Annotated in this window: 20 protein-coding genes and 2 pseudogenes; 6 read left to right on the plus strand and 16 right to left on the minus strand. The window is 69.3% G+C overall.

The window, feature by feature from the left end; translation table 11 throughout:
* Window positions 1-61 precede the first annotated feature (61 nt).
* The 4 genes from ACFT7S_RS31945 to ACFT7S_RS31960 form a co-directional block, all read right to left on the minus strand.
* Window positions 62-652, minus strand: a complete 591-nt coding sequence (locus tag ACFT7S_RS31945) for a malonic semialdehyde reductase (protein ID WP_382737736.1) — start codon at window positions 650-652, stop codon at window positions 62-64.
* 267 nt (window positions 653-919) lie between these two features.
* Window positions 920-1,195 (minus strand): exodeoxyribonuclease VII small subunit, encoded by a 276-nt coding sequence (locus ACFT7S_RS31950; protein ID WP_382737738.1) that lies wholly within the window; start codon window positions 1,193-1,195, stop codon window positions 920-922.
* A 64-nt stretch (window positions 1,196-1,259) separates the two neighbouring features.
* Window positions 1,260-2,471, minus strand: a complete 1,212-nt coding sequence (gene xseA / locus ACFT7S_RS31955; RefSeq protein ID WP_382737740.1) for an exodeoxyribonuclease VII large subunit — start codon at window positions 2,469-2,471, stop codon at window positions 1,260-1,262.
* Window positions 2,472-2,509: 38 nt separating this feature from the next.
* Window positions 2,510-3,916, minus strand: a complete 1,407-nt coding sequence (locus ACFT7S_RS31960; RefSeq protein WP_382737742.1) for an APC family permease — start codon at window positions 3,914-3,916, stop codon at window positions 2,510-2,512.
* Between the two features lie 141 nt (window positions 3,917-4,057).
* Between ACFT7S_RS31960 and ACFT7S_RS31965 the strand changes: the two genes are divergently transcribed.
* The gene (locus ACFT7S_RS31965; RefSeq protein WP_382737744.1) at window positions 4,058-5,047 is read left to right on the plus strand and encodes a 4-hydroxy-3-methylbut-2-enyl diphosphate reductase; all 990 of its coding nucleotides are present in this window, start codon (window positions 4,058-4,060) and stop codon (window positions 5,045-5,047) included.
* Window positions 5,048-5,085: 38 nt separating this feature from the next.
* A complete protein-coding gene (gene ppgK / locus ACFT7S_RS31970; protein WP_382737746.1) occupies window positions 5,086-5,832 on the plus strand; it encodes a polyphosphate--glucose phosphotransferase in 747 nt (248 codons plus the stop codon).
* A gap of 24 nt (window positions 5,833-5,856) precedes the next feature.
* On the opposite strand, the gene ACFT7S_RS31975 is transcribed toward ppgK, so the two are convergent.
* The gene (locus ACFT7S_RS31975) at window positions 5,857-6,354 is read right to left on the minus strand and encodes a DUF6542 domain-containing protein (RefSeq protein ID WP_382737869.1); all 498 of its coding nucleotides are present in this window, start codon (window positions 6,352-6,354) and stop codon (window positions 5,857-5,859) included.
* A 299-nt stretch (window positions 6,355-6,653) separates the two neighbouring features.
* On the opposite strand from ACFT7S_RS31975, the gene ychF reads away from it, so the two are divergent.
* The 3 genes and pseudogenes from ychF to ACFT7S_RS31990 form a co-directional block, all read left to right on the plus strand.
* Window positions 6,654-7,742 carry a redox-regulated ATPase YchF gene (gene ychF, locus ACFT7S_RS31980; protein WP_382737748.1) on the plus strand — a complete coding sequence of 363 codons (1,089 nt, stop codon included), beginning with the start codon at window positions 6,654-6,656 and terminating at the stop codon, window positions 7,740-7,742.
* Between the two features lie 330 nt (window positions 7,743-8,072).
* Window positions 8,073-8,357, plus strand: a complete 285-nt coding sequence (locus tag ACFT7S_RS31985) for a hypothetical protein (protein ID WP_382737750.1) — start codon at window positions 8,073-8,075, stop codon at window positions 8,355-8,357.
* Window positions 8,339-8,428 (plus strand): annotated as a pseudogene (locus ACFT7S_RS31990) (DNA-binding protein); the annotation flags it as partial. The gene ACFT7S_RS31985 and the pseudogene ACFT7S_RS31990, both read left to right, overlap by 19 nt.
* A 149-nt stretch (window positions 8,429-8,577) precedes the next feature.
* On the opposite strand, the gene ACFT7S_RS31995 reads toward ACFT7S_RS31990, so the two are convergent.
* The 5 genes and pseudogenes from ACFT7S_RS31995 to ACFT7S_RS32015 all read right to left on the minus strand — a co-directional run bounded on the left by ACFT7S_RS31995 (window position 8,578) and on the right by ACFT7S_RS32015 (window position 13,178).
* Window positions 8,578-9,969 carry a hypothetical protein gene (locus ACFT7S_RS31995; RefSeq protein WP_382737752.1) on the minus strand — a complete coding sequence of 464 codons (1,392 nt, stop codon included), beginning with the start codon at window positions 9,967-9,969 and terminating at the stop codon, window positions 8,578-8,580.
* 682 nt (window positions 9,970-10,651) lie between these two features.
* Window positions 10,652-11,006, minus strand: a pseudogene (locus tag ACFT7S_RS32000) (transcriptional regulator); the annotation flags it as partial.
* Window positions 11,007-11,012: 6 nt separating this feature from the next.
* On the minus strand, window positions 11,013-12,317 hold the full coding sequence (locus ACFT7S_RS32005) for a replication-associated recombination protein A (RefSeq protein WP_382737754.1): 1,305 nt from the start codon (window positions 12,315-12,317) through the stop codon (window positions 11,013-11,015).
* 100 nt (window positions 12,318-12,417) lie between these two features.
* On the minus strand, window positions 12,418-12,786 hold the full coding sequence (locus ACFT7S_RS32010; RefSeq protein WP_382737756.1) for an MmcQ/YjbR family DNA-binding protein: 369 nt from the start codon (window positions 12,784-12,786) through the stop codon (window positions 12,418-12,420).
* The gene (locus tag ACFT7S_RS32015; RefSeq protein WP_382737758.1) at window positions 12,783-13,178 is read right to left on the minus strand and encodes an MmcQ/YjbR family DNA-binding protein; all 396 of its coding nucleotides are present in this window, start codon (window positions 13,176-13,178) and stop codon (window positions 12,783-12,785) included. The genes ACFT7S_RS32010 and ACFT7S_RS32015 overlap by 4 nt, the downstream gene beginning before the upstream one ends.
* A 203-nt stretch (window positions 13,179-13,381) precedes the next feature.
* Here ACFT7S_RS32015 and ACFT7S_RS32020 point away from each other — a divergent pair, with 203 nt between their 5' ends.
* Entirely contained in the window at window positions 13,382-14,206 is an 825-nt protein-coding gene (locus ACFT7S_RS32020) for a helix-turn-helix domain-containing protein (RefSeq protein ID WP_382737760.1), read from the plus strand.
* Between the two features lie 10 nt (window positions 14,207-14,216).
* Here the strand turns inward: ACFT7S_RS32020 and ACFT7S_RS32025 are convergent, their stop codons facing one another.
* From ACFT7S_RS32025 to ACFT7S_RS32050, 6 genes are all read right to left on the minus strand, one after another.
* Window positions 14,217-14,564 (minus strand): putative quinol monooxygenase, encoded by a 348-nt coding sequence (locus ACFT7S_RS32025; protein WP_382737761.1) that lies wholly within the window; start codon window positions 14,562-14,564, stop codon window positions 14,217-14,219.
* A gap of 155 nt (window positions 14,565-14,719) precedes the next feature.
* Entirely contained in the window at window positions 14,720-15,706 is a 987-nt protein-coding gene (locus ACFT7S_RS32030; protein WP_382737763.1) for an aldo/keto reductase, read from the minus strand.
* Window positions 15,707-16,091: 385 nt separating this feature from the next.
* Complete coding sequence (locus tag ACFT7S_RS32035; protein ID WP_382737765.1) at window positions 16,092-16,712, minus strand: TetR family transcriptional regulator; 621 nt, start codon at window positions 16,710-16,712, stop codon at window positions 16,092-16,094.
* 224 nt (window positions 16,713-16,936) lie between these two features.
* The gene (locus ACFT7S_RS32040) at window positions 16,937-17,929 is read right to left on the minus strand and encodes an alpha/beta hydrolase fold domain-containing protein (protein ID WP_382737767.1); all 993 of its coding nucleotides are present in this window, start codon (window positions 17,927-17,929) and stop codon (window positions 16,937-16,939) included.
* Window positions 17,930-17,987: 58 nt separating this feature from the next.
* Complete coding sequence (locus ACFT7S_RS32045) at window positions 17,988-19,046, minus strand: alcohol dehydrogenase catalytic domain-containing protein (RefSeq protein WP_382737769.1); 1,059 nt, start codon at window positions 19,044-19,046, stop codon at window positions 17,988-17,990.
* A 41-nt stretch (window positions 19,047-19,087) separates the two neighbouring features.
* A complete protein-coding gene (locus ACFT7S_RS32050) occupies window positions 19,088-20,539 on the minus strand; it encodes a carboxylesterase family protein (protein WP_382737872.1) in 1,452 nt (483 codons plus the stop codon).
* Window positions 20,540-20,807 lie beyond the last annotated feature (268 nt).

Below are 20,807 nucleotides of genomic sequence, written 5' to 3' on the forward strand. Positions count from 1 at the left end.
GGCCCCGGAGCACAAGTGCTCCGGGGCCTTCTCCATGTCGGCTGTCTCTGCGAGCCGCCGATCAGACGGTCGTGACGACCTCGTCGTAGGAGAGGCGCGGCAGGCGCGGCATCCAGGCGTCCTCGCCCGGCTTGCCGATGTTGACGACCATGAGGACCTTGTGGTCGCCGTCCAGGAACTCCTTCTCGATGCCAGCGGCGTCGTAGCCGGTCATCGGGCCGGCGGCGAGGCCGGCTGCGCGGATGCCGAGAATGAAGTAGCCGGCCTGCAGCGAGGCGTTCAGCGCGGCCGCCTGCTCGCGGGCCGGGCGCTCCGAGAAGAACATGTCCTTGGCCTGCGGGAAGTGCGGAAGGAGCGCCGGGAGCTCCTCGTGGAACTCGTTGTCGGCGACGAGGATCGCGACCAGCGGGGCGGCGGCGGTCTTCGGCTGGTTGCCCTCGGCCATGTGCTTCACGAGGCGCTCGCGACCCTCGGCGGAGCGGACCAGGACGACGCGCAGCGGCGACTGGTTGAAGGCGGTCGGGCCGTACTTGACCAGGTCGTAGATCGCCTGGACCTGCTCCTCGGTCACCGGCTCGTCGGAGAACGTGTTGGCGGTGCGGGCCTCACGGAAGAGGAGGTCCTGGGCGGCGGGGTCAAGAACGAGGGACATCGTGCGAGTTACCTTCCGGGCGTACAGGGGATCAAGCGATGCCACGACCGTAACCCGAAGTAGGTTAACTTTCAACTAAACCGGGCCGAAAGTGATCCACTCCACCTTTTTTCAGCCCCTCTGCAGCCACCCTTTTCAGCCCCTCCGGCTTGAGCCCCTCCGGCGTTTGAGGAGCGGGGTCCGGGGCGGAGCCCCTGTTACGGGAAGGGGCAGCGGGGTAGGGGAACAGCCCCGCGCAGCGGCCCACCCCGCACACGCCTCCCCACCTCAGTCGTCGCCGCCCACCCCGGTCGCGGCGTCCCCGGACCCCTCCTCCGGCCGAGCCAGCGCCGCATCGAGCCGCGCTCGCGCCCCCTCCAGCCAGCGCCGGCACACCCGGGCCAGCTCCTCGCCGCGCTCCCACAGAGCCAGCGACTCCTCCAGCGTGGTGCCGCCCGCCTCCAGGCGGCGCACGACCTCGATCAGCTCGTCCCGCGCCTGCTCGTAGCCGAGCGTGCCCGTCGCGCCCGTCGCGGCAGCCGTCGTCGTCCCGTCGTCCGTCATGTGATCCACCCTATGTTTGAGCTACGACAGCTGAACCGCTGGAACCGTGAACCACACCGGCCGCTCACTCCACGACCCGCACGGTGAACTCGCCCTCCGACACCCGCGCGCGCAGCTCCTCGCCGGGCGCCCCGGCCTCGGCGGGGGAGCGCACCACATGGCCGTCCGGCCGCTGGAGCACCGCGTATCCGCGCTCCAGCGTGGCGGCGGGCGACAGGGACACCACCCGGGCGAGGGTGTGCGAGATCTCCGACTCGGCGCGGTCCAGGAGATGCCCGAGCACCCGTCGGCTGCGCCCCACCAGCGCGTCGATCTCCGCCTCCCGCTCGTCCACCAGCCGCTGGGGACGCTCCATCGCCGGGCGGCCCAGCGCATGCGCCAGCCCCCGCTCCTCCCGCTCCAGCAAACCGCGCACCGTACGCAGCGCCCGGTCCCGCAGCTGCTGCACGCGGTCCAGCTCCTCGCCGACATCCGGTACGACCTTCTTCGCCGCGTCGGTGGGCGTCGAGGCCCGCAGGTCCGCGACCAGGTCGAGCAGCGGGGAGTCCGGTTCGTGCCCGATCGCGGACACCACGGGCGTACGGCACGCGGCCACCGCCCGGATCAGCTGCTCGTCGGAGAACGGCAGCAGATCCTCCACACTCCCGCCGCCCCGGGCGACGACGATCACGTCGACCTCGTCCAGCGCGTCGAGCTCCTGCACCGCCTGGACCACCTGATTCACCGCGTGCACGCCCTGCACCGCGGTGTTGCGGACCTCGAAGCGCACCGCGGGCCAGCGCCGCCGCGCGTTCTCCAGTACGTCACGCTCGGCCGCCGACGCCCGCCCGCAGACCAGTCCGATCAGCTGCGGCAGGAACGGCAGGGGCTTCTTCCGGTCCAGCGCGAAGAGCCCTTCGGCCGCCAGCGACTTCTTCAACTGCTCCAGCCGTACGAGCAGCTCACCGATCCCCACCGGCCGTATTTCCGTCGCCCGCAGGGAGAGCTGTCCACGGGGGGCGTACCACTCGGGCTTGGCGAGGACGACGACGCGCGCGCCCTCGGTCACCACGTCGGCGATCCGGTCGAAGACCTGCCGGAAGCAGGTGACGCTCACCGAGATGTCGTGCGACGGATCGCGCAGCGTCAGAAACACCACCCCGGCACCCGGCCGCCGCGACAGCTGCGTGATCTGCCCCTCGACCCAGACCGCACCGAGCCGGTCGATCCACCCGCCGATGAGCCGTGACACCTCACCGACGGGCAGCGGGGCTTCCGCGGACGTATTGAGAGCCATGCGGCGAGCGTATCGGCCCTCACCGACAAGAGGCCCGGTCAGCGCGTCCCCGCGGTCCTCTCGGGTCCTGGCCCCGAACCGGGCCCGTCCGGCCCCGACCGGCGCCCCCACTGCACCGCGAGCACCACAAGACCGATCCCGAGCCAGCACAGTCCCACCACCTGCGCGCTCGTCGTGGCCTCCACGATCACCGCGATCAGCACGGCCGCACCCACCACCGGCATCAGCACATGGCGCCACCAGCTCGGCGGCCCCGCCATCCGGCGTACGGCGAACCAGCCCACCACCGACGCGTGGAGCAGGACGAACGCCGACAGCGCGCCGATGTCCACGACCGACACGAGATGGTCCAGGCCGTCGTCCCGCCGGGCCGCCCACACCGCCGCCACCAGCGTCACGAGCGCCGCACCCAGGATCGCGGTCCTGGGGACCCCGGAACGTACGTCGACCTTGGCCAGGAACCCCGGCAGTCGCCGCTCCCGCGCCATTGCGAACACCAGTCGGCCCGCCGCCGCCTGCCCGGCCAGCGCCGCGAACGCCGCGCCGATCGCCTTGCTCACGGCCACCAGATCGTGCAGCCACGTACCGACCGAGGCATCCACCGCGTCGTAGAACGCCGACCCCTGCTTCGCCGGATCGGCCGCCAGCTCCGCGGAGCTCAGCGGCTCCAGCAGCGCGGCCAGATACGACTGCGCGATGAACAGCACCCCCGCCAGCACCAGGCAGAACAGCACCGCACGGGCCACCTTCGCCGACCCGCCGGTCACCTCCTCGGCGAACGAGGCGATCGCGTCGAAGCCCAGATACGACAGCACGGCCACCGACACCGCCCCCAGCACCGCCGTCATCGAGAACCCCGAATCCCCGGTGAACGGTGTCAGCCACCCGCGCTGTGCCCCGTCCCGTACGAGCACCCAGACCGCCGACACCACGAACACCAGCAGCACCACGATCTCCATGGCGAGCACCGCGAAGCCGACCCGGGCCGCCGCCCGCACGCCCCACAGGTTCAGCAGCGTGGTCACCAGCACGGCGATGGCCGTCCAGACCCACCGCGACACCTCGGGGACCAGCGCGTTCATCGCGATCCCGGAGAAGAGGTAGGCGACCGCCGGGATGAGCAGGTAGTCGAGCATCGCCATCCACCCGGCGATGAAACCCGGCCCTTCCCCGAGACCCTTGCGCGCATACGTGAAGACCGAACCGGCCAGCGGGGCGACCCGCACCATCTGGGCGTAACTGAAGGCGGTGAACGCCATGACGACCGTGGCCACGACATAGACCAGCGCGACCGCGCCGCCGGACTTCGCGTCCAGGGTGCCGAACACCCCGACCGGAGCCATGGGGGCGATGAACAGGAGGCCGTAGACGACCAGATCCCGGAAGCCGAGAGTCCGTCGCAGTGTTCCCTGGTCCGCGTCGTGGTCCCTGGTACTGCCGGCCATGAACCCTCCGTCGTTCGGGTATGCGCGTGATGCCCTGGGGCCTGTCCGGCGGATCATGGCCGGGGCCACGGCGCTGATCCGCCGGGCAGGCCCCAGTCTCCCGACCCGGCCGGACCCGCGCCTGTTCGGTACGGCCTTACGATGGGACGCATGACTGCAACGCCTGCACGCCGTGTCCTGCTCGCCGCTCCCCGTGGCTACTGCGCGGGCGTGGACCGTGCCGTGATCGCCGTCGAGAAGGCCCTCGAGCAGTACGGGGCCCCGATCTATGTGCGTCACGAGATCGTGCACAACAAGTACGTCGTCCAGACGCTGGAGAAGAAGGGTGCGATCTTCGTCGACGTCACCGCGGAGGTCCCCGAGGGGTCCATCGTGATGTTCTCCGCGCACGGTGTCGCGCCGACCGTCCACGCCGAGGCCGCCGAGCGCAAGCTCGCCACGATCGACGCCACGTGCCCGCTGGTCACCAAGGTCCACAAGGAAGCCGTCCGCTTCGCCAAGGACGACTACGACATCCTCCTGATCGGCCACGAGGGCCACGAGGAAGTCATCGGCACCAGCGGCGAGGCGCCCGACCACATCACGCTGGTCGACGGCCCCGAGGACGTCGCCAACGTCTCCGTACGCGACGAGTCGAAGGTCGTCTGGCTCTCCCAGACGACGCTCTCCGTCGACGAGACGATGGAGACGGTCGACGCCCTCAAGGAGAAGTTCCCGAACCTCCTCTCGCCGCCCAGCGACGACATCTGCTACGCCACGCAGAACCGTCAGATCGCTGTGAAGAAGCTCGCAGAAGACGCCGAGCTGGTCATCGTCGTCGGCTCCAAGAACTCCTCGAACTCGATCCGCATGGTCGAGGTCGCCCTCGACGCAGGCGCCCCCGCCGCCCATCTGGTGGACTTCGCCGACGAGATCGACGAGGCATGGCTGGAGGGCGTCACCACGGTGGGCCTCACCTCCGGCGCCTCCGTCCCGGACGTGCTCGTGGACGGCGTACTGGAATGGCTGACCGAGCGGGGTTACGCCGACGTGGAGACGGTGAAGACGGCCGACGAGTCGATCACCTTCTCCCTCCCCAAGGAACTCCGCCGCGACCTGCGCGCCGAGGCGGCAGAGCTCTCCGGCAAGTAGCCGGGCGAGGCGCCCGGGCTGCCCGTACCGTGGATTCCATGCAGATTTTCGGCGTGGACATCGGCGGGTCCGGGATCAAGGGTGCTCCCGTGGACCTGGACCGCGGAGACCTGGCGCAGGAGCGCCACAAAGTGCTGACACCGCAACCGGCCACGCCCGACGGCGTGGCCGACTGCGTGGCCGAGGTGGTCGGCCATTTCGACTGGCAGGGGCCCGTCGGCATCACCTTCCCGGGCGTTGTCACGGGCGGAATCACCCGAACCGCGGCCAACGTCGACAAGGGCTGGATCGACACGGACGCCCGCACCCTCCTCGGCGACCGGATCGGCCGGCCGGTCACGATCCTCAACGACGCCGACGCGGCCGGAATGGCCGAGATGGCCTTCGGCGCGGGCCGAGGACGCATGGGCACGGTCATCGTGCTGACCTTCGGTACGGGCATCGGCAGCGCGGTCTTCACGGACGGCCTGCTGGTCCCCAACACCGAGCTGGGCCATCTGGAGCTGCACGGTCACGACGCGGAGAAGCGCGCTTCCACGAAGGCCAAGGAGGACGAGGACCTGAGCTGGCAGCACTGGGCGCACCGGGTGCAGAAGTACCTGGCCCATGTGGAGATGCTGTTCTCGCCCGAGCTGTTCGTCATCGGCGGCGGAGTGAGTCGCAAGGCGGACAAGTTCCTGCCCCTGATCGAGAACGTACGGGCGGAGATGGTCCCGGCCGAACTTCAGAACAACGCGGGCATCGTGGGCGCCGCGATGGCGGCCTCGAAGAGCCCCGGCTCCTGACCGAGCCCCTGCTCCCGCTGACGCCTACGACGACGGCTGCTGGGGCCGACGTACACCCTGCACCCCGCGCGCGGCCTGCGCGGCGCGGAGCAGGTACCGCTGACGCATGTGCCGGATCTTGCGGACGCTCGCGATGAGACCGGCGACGAGCGTGCCCCCGTACAGCCAGCCCGCATGGACGGCGAGGGCTGTGACGACCGCCATGGTCTGCCCGCCGAAGCCACCGGCGCCCCCGGAGATCGGGATCACTCCGGCGGCGAAGGCGATCGGCACGCTGATCGGCGCGGTGACCAGGTCGGCGGGCCGCACCCAGAGCGCGGTCAGGGCGCTGACCGGCAGGAACAGCAGCCCGTACACCGTTTCCGAGCTGTCGAGGAGCAGCCGGTCGAGGCAGGCCAGCACGAACATGGTGGCGGCGGCGAAGAGCCCCGCGCCGATGCCGGTCAGCCGGGGATTGGGGAACCTGCGCAGCGCCGACATGGCGGGCGACACCGTACCGGGCCGGGCGCCGGGCGCGCCCATCACGCGGTAGACGGCGGCGGTCTCACCGATCGTGGCCTGCGGGGACAGCGGGGCCTGCTGACGAGGCTGCCTGCGCTGAGGGGGACGTGTCCTGGGCTGCTCCACCAGCACAACGTAGGTCGCGTGACGGGAGGAATCAGGCGTTGGACACGCGCTTTGGCCGAGCTTGGCGCTGAGTTCGATGTCACACGGCCGAAACGCACCCTGTTCGGCCCTGTGCCCGACCCGTATCTGCCTGCCCGGGCCCGCCCGTAAACTGGACCCTCTCTCCTTCATCCTTACTCCAGGAAGTCGCCAAAGTGTCGCTCACGATCGGAATCGTCGGTCTGCCGAATGTCGGCAAGTCGACCCTGTTCAACGCCCTGACCAAGAACGACGTGCTGGCGGCCAACTACCCGTTCGCCACGATCGAGCCGAACGTCGGCGTCGTGGGCGTCCCGGACCCGCGCCTGAACAAGCTGGCCGAGATCTTCGGCTCGCAGAAGCTGCTCCCCGCCACGGTCGACTTCGTCGACATCGCGGGCATCGTGCGCGGCGCGAGCGAGGGCGAGGGCCTGGGCAACAAGTTCCTCGCGAACATTCGCGAGTCCGACGCGATCTGCCAGGTCATCCGCGCCTTCAAGGACGAGAACGTCGTCCACGTCGACGGCAAGGTCTCGCCGAAGGACGACATCGAGACGATCAACACGGAGCTGATCCTCGCCGACCTCCAGTCCGTCGAGAAGCAGATCCCGCGCCTCCAGAAGGAATCCCGTCTCCAGAAGGAGAAGGTCGCGGTCCTCGCCGCGGTCGAGGAGGCCCAGAAGATCATGGAGGCCGGCCAGACCCTGTTCGCCGCGGGCATCACCGCGAACACGGAGAAGGGCCGCCTCCTGCACGAGCTCCACCTCCTCACGACGAAGCCCTTCCTGTACGTCTTCAACGTCGACGAGGACGAACTGGTCGACGAGGACTTCAAGAACGAGCAGCGCGCCCTGGTCGCCCCGGCCGAGGCGATCTTCCTCAACGCCAAGATCGAGTCCGAGCTGATCGAACTCGACGACGACGAGGCCCTGGAACTCCTTCAGTCGATGGGCCAGGAAGAGCCCGGCCTGGCCACCCTCGGCCGCGTCGGCTTCGAGACCCTGGGCCTCCAGACCTACCTCACGGCAGGCCCGAAGGAGACCCGCGCCTGGACGATCAAGAAGGGCGCGACAGCCCCCGAGGCGGCCGGTGTCATCCACACCGACTTCCAGAAGGGCTTCATCAAGGCGGAGATCATCTCCTACGAGGACCTGCTCGAAACAGGCTCGGTGGCCGAGGCCCGCGCCAAGGGCAAGGCCCGCATGGAGGGCAAGGAATACGTGATGCAGGACGGCGACGTGGTGGAGTTCCGCTTCAACGTGTAGCGGGTGACATAACACCACGTCGCTGATCTGGCAAACGTGCAGGTCGAAGAGGGTCCGGCTCTTCGGGGTCGGGCCCTTGGTTTTTTCCCGTGCTGGGATGGTGCTGGGATAGCTGACCCCTCGTCACCTGTCATCACCCCTGATCATCCCTACCGTGCTGGGATCGTGCTGGGATGGGATGGGGGCGCCCGTGCTGGGATTCGGGTGCTGCGGCTGCCCGATGCTGGGAGCGGGCGGGGAGAGGAGCGGTCCACATACCTTCTTCACGGTTTTGGGACTCCGCGCGATTCAGGCCGTGGCGCTCTTCCTGCGCGTTGACACACTCGGGGTATGGGTGAGGCGATGTACGGCATTGGGCAAGGGCCGGCGACGCGGGTGAGTCTGTCGCTGCCGGTGGGGACTGCGGAGGCGATCCGGGCGCGGGTGGGGAAGCGGCAGTTCTCCGCGTTCATCGCCGAGGCGGTCGAGCGTGAGCTGCGCGGGCAGGTCCTGGACGAGTACCTGGCGGACCGCGAGAGCCGTAAGGGGCCGGTCTCCGAGCCGGCTCGTCAGCGGGCGCGGCAGGTCTTCGACGAGGTGTTCGCCGAGGAGGGCGAGTGGCCTGCCCCAGGCTGAGTCACGAGGGGACGCTTCTCCTGGGCAGTGAGGGACTCTCGAAGCTGCTCGCCGACGACGAGCAGGTGGTGGTGCGGCGGGCGGGTCCGGCTCGTGGTGGTGTGATTTCCCCGGGTCCGCTTTCTGCCTTTCGACGGTTGGGAAGTGAGTGGCGGTGGAGCTATCAGTATTCGGCGGATCACCGGTTTCGGTAACCGGCGATCCGCCGCTATGTTGCCGCTCAGTAGGAGCGGGGCCCGTAGGGGCTCCAGTGGCCGAGGAAGGGCTTGAGGTCGTCGCCGCTGGGCTTCGGTGGTGTGGGCAGTTTCGGTGCTGAGGCCGATTCGGTGAGGTGTTGGAGGTGAGCGTCTGCGAACGCGAGCCACGCCTCGATCTCGATCCGCTCCTGCCCGGGCGGCAATGAGGTGGCGTGGTCGCGTACTGCTGTGACGTATTCGGTCAGGTGGTTGGCCTGGTGCCAGGCGTCTGCCTGTTCTCCGAGGTGTTTGACGCGGTGCGCGTGGGCGTAGGCGGCGCGGGCTTCCTCCATGGCGGCTTCCCAGCGCTTTTGCTGTACCTCTCTGGCTTGCTGGTCTGCGAGGCGTTTGCGTTCCGCGGCTTCGCCGCGGAGGCCGACCTCTTGCACGATCTCGGCGAGTTGTTCTTCCAGAGGCCGCTCGGGGAGGTCGGCCCATTCGCTGGCGCGGTGCGGGCTGCCGCCGCGGAGTATGAAACGCAGGCGGCTGGAGGGGGTGTAGTCGAAGCGGGCGATGCGCATCCATGAGTACTTCTTGGCTTCGGCGAGTTCCTTGTCCGTGGGGACGTGTTCGCTGCGGTCCTGTTCTTGGAGGACGAGGAATCCGACACTTTCGCCTTGTGCGGTGATGGTGAAGTGCGGTGGCGCCTTGCGGCGCCGATGGGGCGGGGGCGCGCCTTGTGTGGTTCCGAGTGCTGCTTTGTGGCCTTGTGCTTCGGTGGCGGTGATGAGGGTGTGGATGATGCGCAGGGCTCGGCCCTGGAGGGGTTTGGTCAGGCCCATGGGCTGCGGCTGCTTTTGGAGGGCGGCCACGATGGCATGGGGTTTGGCGAGTCTGGCCGGCACAGGGAGTGGGGTGAGTTCCGCGAGGCGCCAGGCAGGGATGTCGACCAGCTTGATTTCGTAGCCGCGGTGGGTGCGGCAGCCGTGGAGTTCCTGCGTGTGGGGGATCTTGCCGGACTTGCGGGCGGCGTTGACCCGTGACGCCCAATTCACCGCGTGCGGACCGGATTCGATGGGCTTGATAAGACAGTCATCGTTCGCGGCGGACAGTTCTTCGAGTAGCTGGTCCGCGTAGTTCGTGCGGGCCTTCGGTACGGCTCTGGGGCGCGGCGGTGCCGGGTTTCGGGCGGGCCGTTCCGGCGGTCGGGTGCTCTGCTCCACGGGGCGGATGCCGCGTTCGGTGAGATGCTGCCGTCCCTTCTCGGTGAGGTGGGCGCTCCAATGCCCGCGGCGTTTGGTGATTTTGATGAGCCCTCGGTTCTGCAGGGCCTGTCCGCTGGTCTTGTACGTGCTGTCCGGCCAGACTCCGTCGGGACACCCCTGGCCCACCCAGTCGAGCACAGCCTGCTGCCGCTCGTTGAGGGCCTGGTCCATGTAGCCTCCCGCCGTTCCCTGTGTGCGCTGCCCTCGGAGACAATGCCCGCTGCCCCTGCGGGAATTCGGGGCTGTAGAGAGGACCCCCCGTTCGGATGAGAGGTGCTGGAAGGCGCGCTAATGGCGAGACCGGTTCTTGGTGTTGATCAGAAACGGTTTGGCTTCTGAGTCGTTGATCGGGGCCTGAGCGAACTGGCCTGGCGAGCACGGCACTTGTTGTTGTCGGCGCAGGAGGCGTTGCGGATCCGGGGAGCGCGGTGAGGGCCGCGGCGGTTTCGGGGAAGCGGGACAGTACGGGCAGCGCGCGGCGGGCGACGACGGCGACCATGGCTCCCGGCATGAGGTTCCGGCCGGCGAGCGGAGTGATTGCTGCTGTGGATAGATGCCCAGTTGAAGGTGCGTAAATGCGAGTGTGGCGGGGAGGGGGCTTCCCCCCGTGCCGCCCTTGCCGATCCACGTGACCAGGCGGGTGCGGTCACGCCTGTCCATCCGCGGACCGTGTCAGCCGGCGTTGTTCGGCGCCAGCGTCCAGGTAGGTGGACAACGGCGGTGACGCCCCCTGGTCCGGGCCGTCGTCGGCGACAGTCTGCACCGCGTGCCGCCCTTAGGCTTGCTCGTCTGCGCGGCGTAGGTACGGGCCCGGAATCGTCGTCCGGCGCGGCTTGCGCGCGGGGCTGTGTGGTCAGCGCCCGTGGTCTCTGTCCGATGTGCCGGTGTCTGCCGTGCGGGCCGGGGTGGCCGCCAGGCTGGCCAGGAGTTTGAGGCGGTCCTCGGAGGTGGTGCCCAGGCTCCGCGGTGTAGAGGTCCAGGTCGTGTACGGCCCGCAGGGACAGGGACAGGGGCAGGTCCAGGGACTGGTAGGTGAGCTCCAGGTCGCCGACATCGGGGTGGTGCAGCCGCTTGATGCCTTCGTTCTGGGTACGGACGTCGTGTGCGGCCCACTGGCTGCGGAATTCGGGGCTGAGGGTGGACAGTTCACCGATGAGTTCGCGCAGGGCCTTGTCGTGCGGTTCGCGTCCGGCTTCGGCGCGCAGCAGTCCATGTCAGCCGCGTTGCCTGCGGGCACGCAGGGACGCCCAGTGGCGTAGGCGTTCGGTGATCTGGGCTTCGTAGCCGTTCCGGGTGGGCTGGTAGTACGTCTCGTGGTCCATGGCGTCGGGGAAGTAGTCGGCGCCGGAGAAGCCGTCGCTGGTGTCGGGGTCGTACTGGTAGTCCTTGCCGTAGCCGAGGTCCTTCATCAGCCGGGTCGGGGCGTTGAGGATGTGGGCGGGCGGCATGAGGGAGCCGGTGCGGCGGGCGGCGCGGTGGGCCGCGTTGAAGGCGCGGTAGACGGCGATGGACTTGGGGGCCGTGGCGAGGTAGACGACGGCCTGGGCGATCGCCAATTCGCCCTCGGGGGAGCCGAGTCGCTCGTACACGTCCCAGGCGGCGAGGGTTTGCTGGAGGGCGTGCGGGTCGGCGATGCCGATGTCCTCGCTTGCGAAGCGGACCAGGCGGCGGGCGACGAACAGCGGGTCTTCGCCGCCGTCGAGGATGCGGGCGAGCCAGTACAGGGCGGCGTCCGGGTCGGAGCCGCGCATCGACTTGTGGAGCGCGGAGATCAGGTTGTAGTGGCCCTCCTGCGCTTTGTCGTACAGCGGGGCGCGCTGCTGGATGTGGTGGGCGAGCGCGGCGGTGTCCAGGGGAGTGCCGGGGTCGGGGAGGGCCTGGAGCTGCTCGGCCGTGTTGAGGAGGTAGCGGCCGTCGCCGTCGGCCATGGCGATCAGGGCGCGGCGGGCGTCGTCGTCCAGGGGCAGCCGGTGCCCGGTGAGGTCCTCGGCGCGGTCGAGGAGCGTGGACAGTGCGGCCTCGTCGAGACGTTTGAGGACGAGGACCTGGGTGCGGGACAGGAGGGCGCCGTTGAGTTCGAAGCTCGGGTTCTCCGTGGTGGCGCCGATCAGGATGACCGTGCCGTCCTCGACGTAGGGCAAGAAGCTGTCCTGCTGGGCGCGGTTGAAGCGGTGAATCTCGTCGACGAACAGCAGGGTGCCCTGGCCGATGGTGCGCCGGCTGCGGGCGGCGGCGAAGACCTTCCGTAGGTCGGCGACGCCGGAGAAGGTGGCCGACACCGGCTCGAAGGCCAGGTTGCCGGCGTCCGCGAGGAGCCGGGCGATGGTCGTCTTCCCGACGCCGGGCGGCCCCCACAAGATGGCGGAGCTGAGGCGCTGTTGGGCGACCATGCGGCCCAGCGGGGCGTCCGGGGCCAGGAGATGGTCCTGCCCGACGACGTCTTCCAGCTGGGTGGGGCGCAGGCGGTCGGCGAGTGGCCGGGTCGGCTCCTCGTCGAAGAGCGGCAGGGTCGGTTCCATCGGTCTCTCGGGTTGCGGCGAAGGTGTGCGGGCATGGCGAGCCTTGCACGGGGCACTGACACGCTTGGGACTCAGCCGCTCGCGGGCGGGCCTGCAGTGCTCATCGAACAGCGGGGCGGTCGCGCCCGGGCAGCTGCCCGACAACCAGGTCGTAGGAGTCCTCGACCGCGTCGGTGACCAGTCGCTTGGTGATGCCGGGGCCCGGCCCGAGCGAGATCCAGTGCCTTTTGTCGAGGTAGCGGCCCGGTGTGATCGAGGCATAGCCGTGCACGCGCGCGCGGGCGTGTTCGGGTTCGCACTTGACCGTGATGATCTGCTCGTCCGGGTCGTCGGTGACGATCAGGAACACCTTGCCCGCGACCTTGTACACGTCCAGTGCGGGCGTGAAGGGGTATCCGTGGCTGACGCCGGGCAGGGCCAGGGCCGTCTGGCGGGCGGTGTCCTGGAGCCGGTCGCCGGCCGCGCTCACGAGGCTGCCCGCGTGCTGATGCCGTAGGTGTGCGGGTCGACGGGCTGCTCAGCTTTGGGCAGGTGGGCGACGACGAGCCGGTAGGAGTCGGTGACGAGTTCCCTGACCAACTCCTTGGCGACGCCTTCCCCGGCTTCCAGCGTGATCCAGTGCTTCTTGTTCATGTAGTAGCCGGGGGTGATGTGACTGTTCTGCTGCTGCAGGGTCTGCGCATCTCCAGGGTCCGCCTTGAGGATCACGACGGGGCGCCCGGGGACCTCGGTCATCAGCATGAACACCTTGCCGCGCACCTTGAAGACCTCCCAGTCGTCGCCGAAGGGATGCTCCAGCTGGGCTCCGGGAAGTTCCTCAGCGCAGTCGGCGGCGGTCTTGTGGAGGGTGGTTCCGTTCATGGGGGCGTTGCCTTCCTCACGGGGTGGGCGCGGTGGCACACCCCATCCTTCCCTCGAAGTCGACAAATGAGGCAGTAGGCTGCAGACACGTGATGGTCGACAAGCGACACCCCAGGCAGGGCGGCCAGGCTGGCCAGGATGGACCGGCCGAGGTTCGGCTGTACGGTTTCCAGCCCCCGGTCGGCACCCCGTACGGCCTCGAGGTGAGCACCATCGAGGACTTCTTCGCCCAGCACGACGACTGGCCGTGGAACCCGCCCCGTCCGGGCCGCGCCACCTTCCACTACCTCATCGCCATCACCGAGGGCGAGCTGCGGCACGACGTCGACCACCTCACGCGGACCGTCGCCGCCGGCCAGTGGCTGTGGGTACGCCCCGGACACACGCAGCGCTGGCACCCGCCCGGCGCCGCCCGCGGCCCGTTCACTCTGTTCGAACCGGATGTACTACGGCCCGACATCGCCCGCCTGCTGGCCCCGCTCACCGCACACGAGGCCCCTGCCGTGCTGAGTCCGCACCCCGACGACGCCGCCTGGCTCCACCAGACGGCACTCCAGCTCCTGGACGAACACCGCGCACTCGGGCGCCGACCCCTCGACGTCCACCACGCCCTGCGGCGCAGCCTGCTCGAATCGCTGCTGCTGCGCCTCGCGGGCGCCCCAGGGATCACCCCCGCCGACACGAGTGCCGCCACGAGCCGTGGTGACACCTACGGACGGTTCGCGGACGCCCTGGAGCTGCACTTCCGCGAACTGCACCGGGCCGCGGACTACGCAGAGTTGCTCGGCTGCTCGGTCCGCACCCTCAGCCGCGCCGCCCGGGAAGCCACCGGCAAGGGAGTGCGTGAGCTCATCGACGAGCGTCGCCTCCTCGAAGCTCGGCGCCTGCTGGGCGGTGCGCAATGGGACGCCCGGACTGTGGCCGCCCACCTCGGCTTCTCCGATCCCGCGAACTTCGGCCGCTTCTTCCGCGACCGCACCGGTCTCACCCCGGCCGCCTTCGCGGCCCGGGATGCAACACGCGGGTAGCTGTGCCATGTCAGCGCGTGATCTGACGGAAGGGCGTGTAGGTGGTGGTGATGGAGTAGGTGTCGCGGAACCTCTCGCTGAGCTCACCCAGGATGACGAGTTCGATCATCTCGGTGGAGGCGGCGAAGTCGGCCTGGCCCTCGGCGGTCAGTTCCATGTGCTTCCAGACGGCTTCCTCGTTCTCGTAGAGCTCGCGCTGGAAGTAGCTGCCGTCACTGCCTTGGGAGATCTCGTAGGCCAGGATGTACGGCTCCTGCGCCTGGGTTACCGGCAGGACCTTGTCCAGATATGCCTGGTACTGCTCCTCCATACCGGACTTGACGCGGTAGTGGAAAAGGTTTTCGATCTGGTTGCTCATGGTGTTCTCCGTAGAGGATGTGGGTGTGTTCGGCGGAAAAGCAGGGCGGTTCGGAGCTCAGCCGGTGGTGAAGGCGTCGAGCGGAGCGGCCGGGTAGCGGCTGCTCGCTGAACCCTTGGGGAGGATCTCCTTGATCCGCTCCAGGTCGCTGACGGTCAGACCCAGTTGGGGGCATGCGCGTCGGCGTAGCGGGCGCCGAAGCCACCGGTCGGGAGGATCTCGCGGATCGCGGCGAGGTCGGCCTCGGTGAGGGCGACGTCGGCCGCGCCGGCGTTCTCTTCCATGCGGGCGGCGCTGCGGGTGCCCGGGATCGGGACGATCTGGTCGCCTTGGGCGAGCAGCCAGGCCAGGGCGAGCTGGGAGACGGTGATGCCCTTGGCGGTGGCCAGCTTGCCGAGCCGGTCCACGGCTTCGACGTTCTTCTCGAAGTTGCCGGGCTGCCAGCGCGGGTCGGTGTTGCGCATGTCGGTGGCGTCGTACTGTCCCGCGGGCTTCGCGTTACCGGTGATGAAGCCGCGGCCGAGGGGCGAATAGGGAACAAAGCCGATGCCGAGCTCCTGGAGCAGCGGGAAGAGCTGCTCGATCTTGCGCTCGAAGAGCGAGTACTCGGTCTGCAGGACCGAGACCGGCTGGACGGCGTGCGCCTTGCGGATCGTCTCCGGGCCCGCTTCGCTCAGGCCGAAGTACTTCACCTTGCCCGCGTCGATCAGTTCCTTGACGGTGCCCGCGACGTCCTCGATCGGCACGTCCGGGTCGACCCGGTGCTGGTAGAAGACGTCGATCTGGTCGACGCCCAGGTAGCGCAGGCTGTTGTCGGCGACCTTGCGGATGTTGTCGGGGCGGCTGTTGAGGGCGCCGAATCCCTGGGACAGGTCGGACAGGTCGAAGCCGAACTTGGTGGCCAGGACCACCTCGTCGCGGAAGTCCTTGACCGCCTTGCCGACCAGGATCTCGTTGGAGCCGGTGCCGAAGCCGTAGAGCTCGGCGGTGTCGAAGAAGGTGACGCCCAGGTCGTGGGCGCGGCGGATGGCGGCGATACCCGCGTCCTCGTCTCCGGGGCCGTAGGCCATGGTCAGGCCCATCGAGCCGTAGCCGATGGCCGAGGCGGTCAGGCCCTGGGTGCCAAGTGTCCTGCGCTGCATGAGGATCTCCTGTCGTACAACCAAACAGTTCGGTTTGAAGCCTACGTCGACCATACTCCATCGTCAAACCGAACGGTTTGGTCGGATGGTTCGCAAGTATGAGCTCCTCAACCCGCGCAGACTCCGTCCGTGATCGCATCGTGCGTGCCGCCAAGGGCGAGTTCTCCCTGCGCGGGATCGCCGGGGCGTGGATGGACCGGACCGCCATGACTGCTGATCGTCGAGGAAGCATGGAAAAGCCGGGGACGGCACGCTGCCGCTCATCGTCTTCCTGGGAGCAGCTGCCTGCGCCGCACTCACCCTCGGTGGTGGCGCCTCGCTCGCGGGTCCGGTGTAGCAGTGCTGAAGCGCGAGCCAGATTTCCCGGAGTCCGGCGGTCCGAGGCTCAGGTTGAGCGGGGGAACAGGCGCTCGACGGCGGCGACCAGGGCCGCGCGGCGTGCGCCGACGGAGGTGTCCGCGGCCAGCTTGTCCGCGGCGGCGCCGATCTCCGGCTGACCTGCCCAGGTGGTGGCGATCTGGTTGATCAGGGCGAGCACGTCGACCGGATCCCAGGCGGGATCGATCAGGCCGGCGCGCTGCGCGTCGCGGAGCTGTTCGACCTTGCCGGTGATGGTGGTCAGCATGGGGTCAACCGTGTCGCTGTCGGCTTGGCCGTCGGCGAGTTCGAGGCGGCCCCAGGTGAGGAGCCGATAGTGGTCCGGGTGGGCCGTGAAGTGGTCGAAGAGGATGCCTGCGTAGCCGGGCAGGTCCGCCGGGTCCATGCGGGTGGCCTCGATGAGCGCGGCCGTTTCATGCCCGGCGATGTGGTGGTAGAGGGCCTCTTTGCTGCTGAAGTAGGCGTAGACCCGTTCCTTGCTGGTCCGCGCCTGCTTGGCGAGGCGGTCCACTCGGGCGCCGGCGATGCCGTACCGGGCGAACTCGTCCTTCGCCGCGGCAAGGATCCGCTGCCGGGTGTCGGCGGTCGAGGAGTTCGAAGTCTTACGGGAGACGGCGGAGCGAGGCATAGGAACACGATAGACGACCAAACCGTTCGGTTTGCCAGCCTTGCAGTCAGATCTTCCCTCCGGGGGCGTGCGATCCGGAACGCGGAACGGCCACGAACCCGGCGCGGACGGCCTGTTCGCACCGGCTGCGGCGGGTTCGTGGCCATGGGCGGCGGCCCGTGTGTCTGCGGCTGATGCTGCGGAAGGCCCTGAAGTCGGCGCCTCCACGGCCATGGTCACCCTGCTCACGAGTCGAGAGCCCGCCGGATGAACTCCTCGCGGGTCGCGTTGGCAGCGCGCGAGACAGCCGCATCACCCGCCGCCATGTCGGACCCGTGGAAGGCCCCGCCCCACATGTGCAGATCGACGCTCACGCCCGCCTCGGACAGGCGGCCGGCGTAGACAAGGATCTCGTCGCGGAACCCCTCCGCCGAGCCGGTGTCGATGTAGGTGCGCGGCAGTCGGCTGAGGTCCTCGGCGCGGGCCGGCGCGGCGTACTGCGATACGTCCGGGCCGCCGCGCTGCTTGCCCAGTACGGCGGTCCACGCGTACAGGTTGCTGTAGCGGTCCCATACGCCGTCGCTGTCCACCATGCGGCTGCTGTGCGTCTCGAAGCGGTCGTCGAGCATGGGACAGATCAGCACCTGGTGGCTGAGCGCGGGAAAGGCGCGGTCACGGGCGAGCAGCGCGGCCCCTGCCGCGAGGCCGCCGCCGCCACTGATTCCGGTGATCAGGAGCCGCTCGGGGTCGATACCGAGCTCGGCCGCGTTCTTGGCCGTCCACGCCAGCCCCGCGTAGCAGTCCTCGACCGGAGCGGGGTCGGGGTGCTCCGGCGCCAGTCGGTATTCGACCGACACGACGACCGCATTGCCGTCGATCACATGGGGGAGGAGACGGGTCAGGTGGTCCCGGCGGCCCCCCATGACCATCCCGCCGCCGTGGATGTGGACGATGCCGCCCTTGGGCCCTCGGTCCTCGACGGGGCTGAGAATCAGCACAGTGATGTCCGGCGCGCCGTCCGGCCCGGGTACCTGGCGTTCCTCCACCCGCACCCTGCCGCCGGCTGTCAGATCCTCCGGTTCCATCCCGGCGATCCCCTGTCGGATCGTTTGCAGGATCTCGTACGTCAGGGGCGGAACAGCGGCGCCCCGCGCCTCCTCGACGGGTGCGAGCTCCGGGTCCAACGGGGGCCGGGTGGTCAAGGCGCCGAGAAAGTCTGCTGCTGTCCGGTCTGTCATCTGTTCTCTCCTTCGGAAACGACCGGGAGCGGCGACGCTCACTGTCGGGTTGAGGTCCTCACCGCGCACGATGTGCGGGTTCGAGGTCCGGATCGAAGTCCGCGACCATGACGACGTGTTTGCCCGGCGTGGTGCCGGACTCGATGCCGGCCTGGGCGTCACGGACCTGTTCCAGGCCGTGGTAGACCTTCGCGACCGGGACTTTGAGGTGTCCTTCGGCGATGGCCTGGAGCTGGTGGGCGAAGACGTCGGCCGGGAGGTCGGCGGCCTGACCGCCGTAGGAGGTCAGCCGTACCCCGAAGGGGATCATGAACGGGGTGAAGTCCGGGATGGACCACTGGCCCGCCAGGGCTCCGGTGAAGCAGACGGTGCCGTGGCGGCGGACGGTGCGCAGGGTGTCGGGGAGGGCCGAGCAGCCGACCAGTTCCAGTGCGGCGTCGACGCCGTCCGGCACTAGATCGCGGACTTGGTCGGCGAGGGTGCCGTCGTCGACCAGGGGATGGTCGACGCCCGCCGCACGCAGGTCCCCGGCCCGGCCGGGGCTGCGGGTGGTGGACAGCACGGTGGCTCCCAGCTCCTTGGCGATCGTGGCCGCGCTCAGCCCGACCGTGGAGGTGCCGCCGCGGATCAGCAGTGTCTGCCCGGCCTTGAGGTCCAGGCCGGTGGTCAGCGATCCGTAGGCGGTCTGGAACATCTCCGGCAGCGCACCGACGACCTCCCACGGCAGGCCGGTCTCGAACGGGATGACCTGCCCGGCGGGGACGGTCACGTACTGGGCGTACGCGCCGTCGTACGAGCGGCCCATGCCGCCCATCATGGTCGCCACCTGCTGACCCGGGCACAGCCCGCTGTCCTCGTCAGCCTCGTCGATGACGCCGACGCCCTCGATGCCGGGCACACGAGGGTAGGTGACCTCGGCGTCCGACTCTCCCTTGCGGGTGGTGACCTCGGACTCGTTGACGCCGAACGCCTTCACCTTGATTCGCACCCAGCCGGGCTTGCGTACCGGGACGGATACTTCCTTGATCTCCAGGGCGTCCAGGCCGCCGGGGTGGGTGATGACGACGGCCTGCATCGTCGCGGGTGCGGAGTCGCCAGCTGCTGTCGGTTGGCTCATGTCGAGTTCCTTGCTCTGTGTTCCGTATCGCCCGCCGACCGTCAGGGCCGGTCGATGCCCTCCCACAGGGCGAGGGCCTGCTCGTAGTGGGCGGTGGCCTCGAAGGGAGGGTTGCCGACGCTTTGCGAGGTGGGCCGGTCCGTGACGGCCGGCCATAGGCGGGACTGCTCGCCGGTGGCGAAGTCGAGCACGATGTCGCGGATACGCGTGTCACGCTCGGCCTGTTCCGCGCTGCGGCCCGGCTGCTCCTGACCGACCAGGGCATACATCTCGGTGCCGTGCACGGCGGGCGCGCCCTCGGCGGGCCCGATCAGAAGGAGATGGGCGTTGCCGCCGCCGGTGGTGTGCGCCAGGGCGCCGCGGGCCGCGGGGAGCCCGAAGATGTAGTCCGTCAGGAGCGCGGCGCGGACCTCGGCGGGGGTGCGGCCGCCCTGGTCGTAGCCGTCGACGACCTTCTCGGCCTGGGAGCGGGGAATCCGCCATCCCGCGACCTCGTCGACGATGCGGTCGACGGCGCCCGGGTCGAACCGGTCGAGGTCGTTCGCCACCCACCAGCCCATGTCGTCACTGGCCATACTGAGCAGCACGTCGACATCACGGTGCGCGCCCGAGGCGAGGACGTCCATGGGGTGGGCATGCAGCACCGCGCCCGGCTGCCCGATGTCCAGGACGACACCGAGGCTCTTGCTGTCGATCCCGCCCCGGACCCCGAGGTCCGTCGGGGTGACCTTGCGCAGGGCGGCCACCAGGGAGGCCGTGTCGAGGTCGAGCAGCTTCTCCGGGTTGTCCGCGACGCCGAGTTCGGTGACGAACAGGTGCGCCAGTTCCTCGGCCCACCAGGCCGGTTGGAGACGCGTGGGCCCGGCGGAGAACCCGGCCAACCGCCGGTACAGGCCGTTGGCGGAGGAGGCGCCGAGCAGCCCGAAGGTGGAGTAGGCACCGCCGCTGTGGCCGTAGACGGTGACGTTGTCGGGGTCGCCGCCGAAGTGGGCGATGTTCCGCTTGATCCAGGTCAGCGCGGCGATGTCGTCCTGCAGGCAGAGGTTGCTGGCCTCGGCGAGCCGCCCGCCGTACTGCGACAGCGAGACCGCGCCCAGCGCGCCGAGCCGGTAGTTGACCGACACGCTCACCACACGCCCCGTCAACGCGAGACCGGACGCGTTCGACGTGATCTGCGTGTTCGCGCCGAACTCGAACCCGCCGCCATGGATGTACACGGTCACCGGCAGCGCCTCGCCGGCCGGCTGCTCGGGAGCCCACACGTTCAGATTCAGGCAGTCCTCGCCCGTCCCGCTGTCCGCCTCCAGCCAGTCACCGCTATCGGGCTGAGGGGAGGCGACGCCCTTACGGTCGTAGGGGAGACCCGGATCGAAGTCCGCGACCAAGGGACGGCGGTACCGCTCGGCGGTGGCGTACGGAATTCCCCACCAGGACCGCACCCCTGGTGCGGTCGGGGCCTTGGGTACGGAGGTGGTCATGACATGTCCTTCCAGCGCGATGCGGATGGTTCGCGCGGTGTATCGGCAGCTGGTCGCTTGCCGTGGCGCTCACCAAGCATCGCCCGGCATCCGACAAATCACCCATTGGTTAGCGGTCACCCGATGGTCGCCAGGTGACAATCAGCCGCTCCTATTCCTCGTCGTCCGCGGACCCCTGCGGCCCCACGCGCTGCCCCCTCCCCCGATGCGGCCCTTCCGGGTAGCCGGACCACGCCTGGGCGCTTGCCTCGCCGGACCATCGCCGTCCCGTGCGGGCTCGGTG

It is taken from the genome of Streptomyces sp. NPDC057136, from assembly GCF_042670885.1.
Lineage (GTDB): Bacteria > Actinomycetota > Actinomycetes > Streptomycetales > Streptomycetaceae > Streptomyces.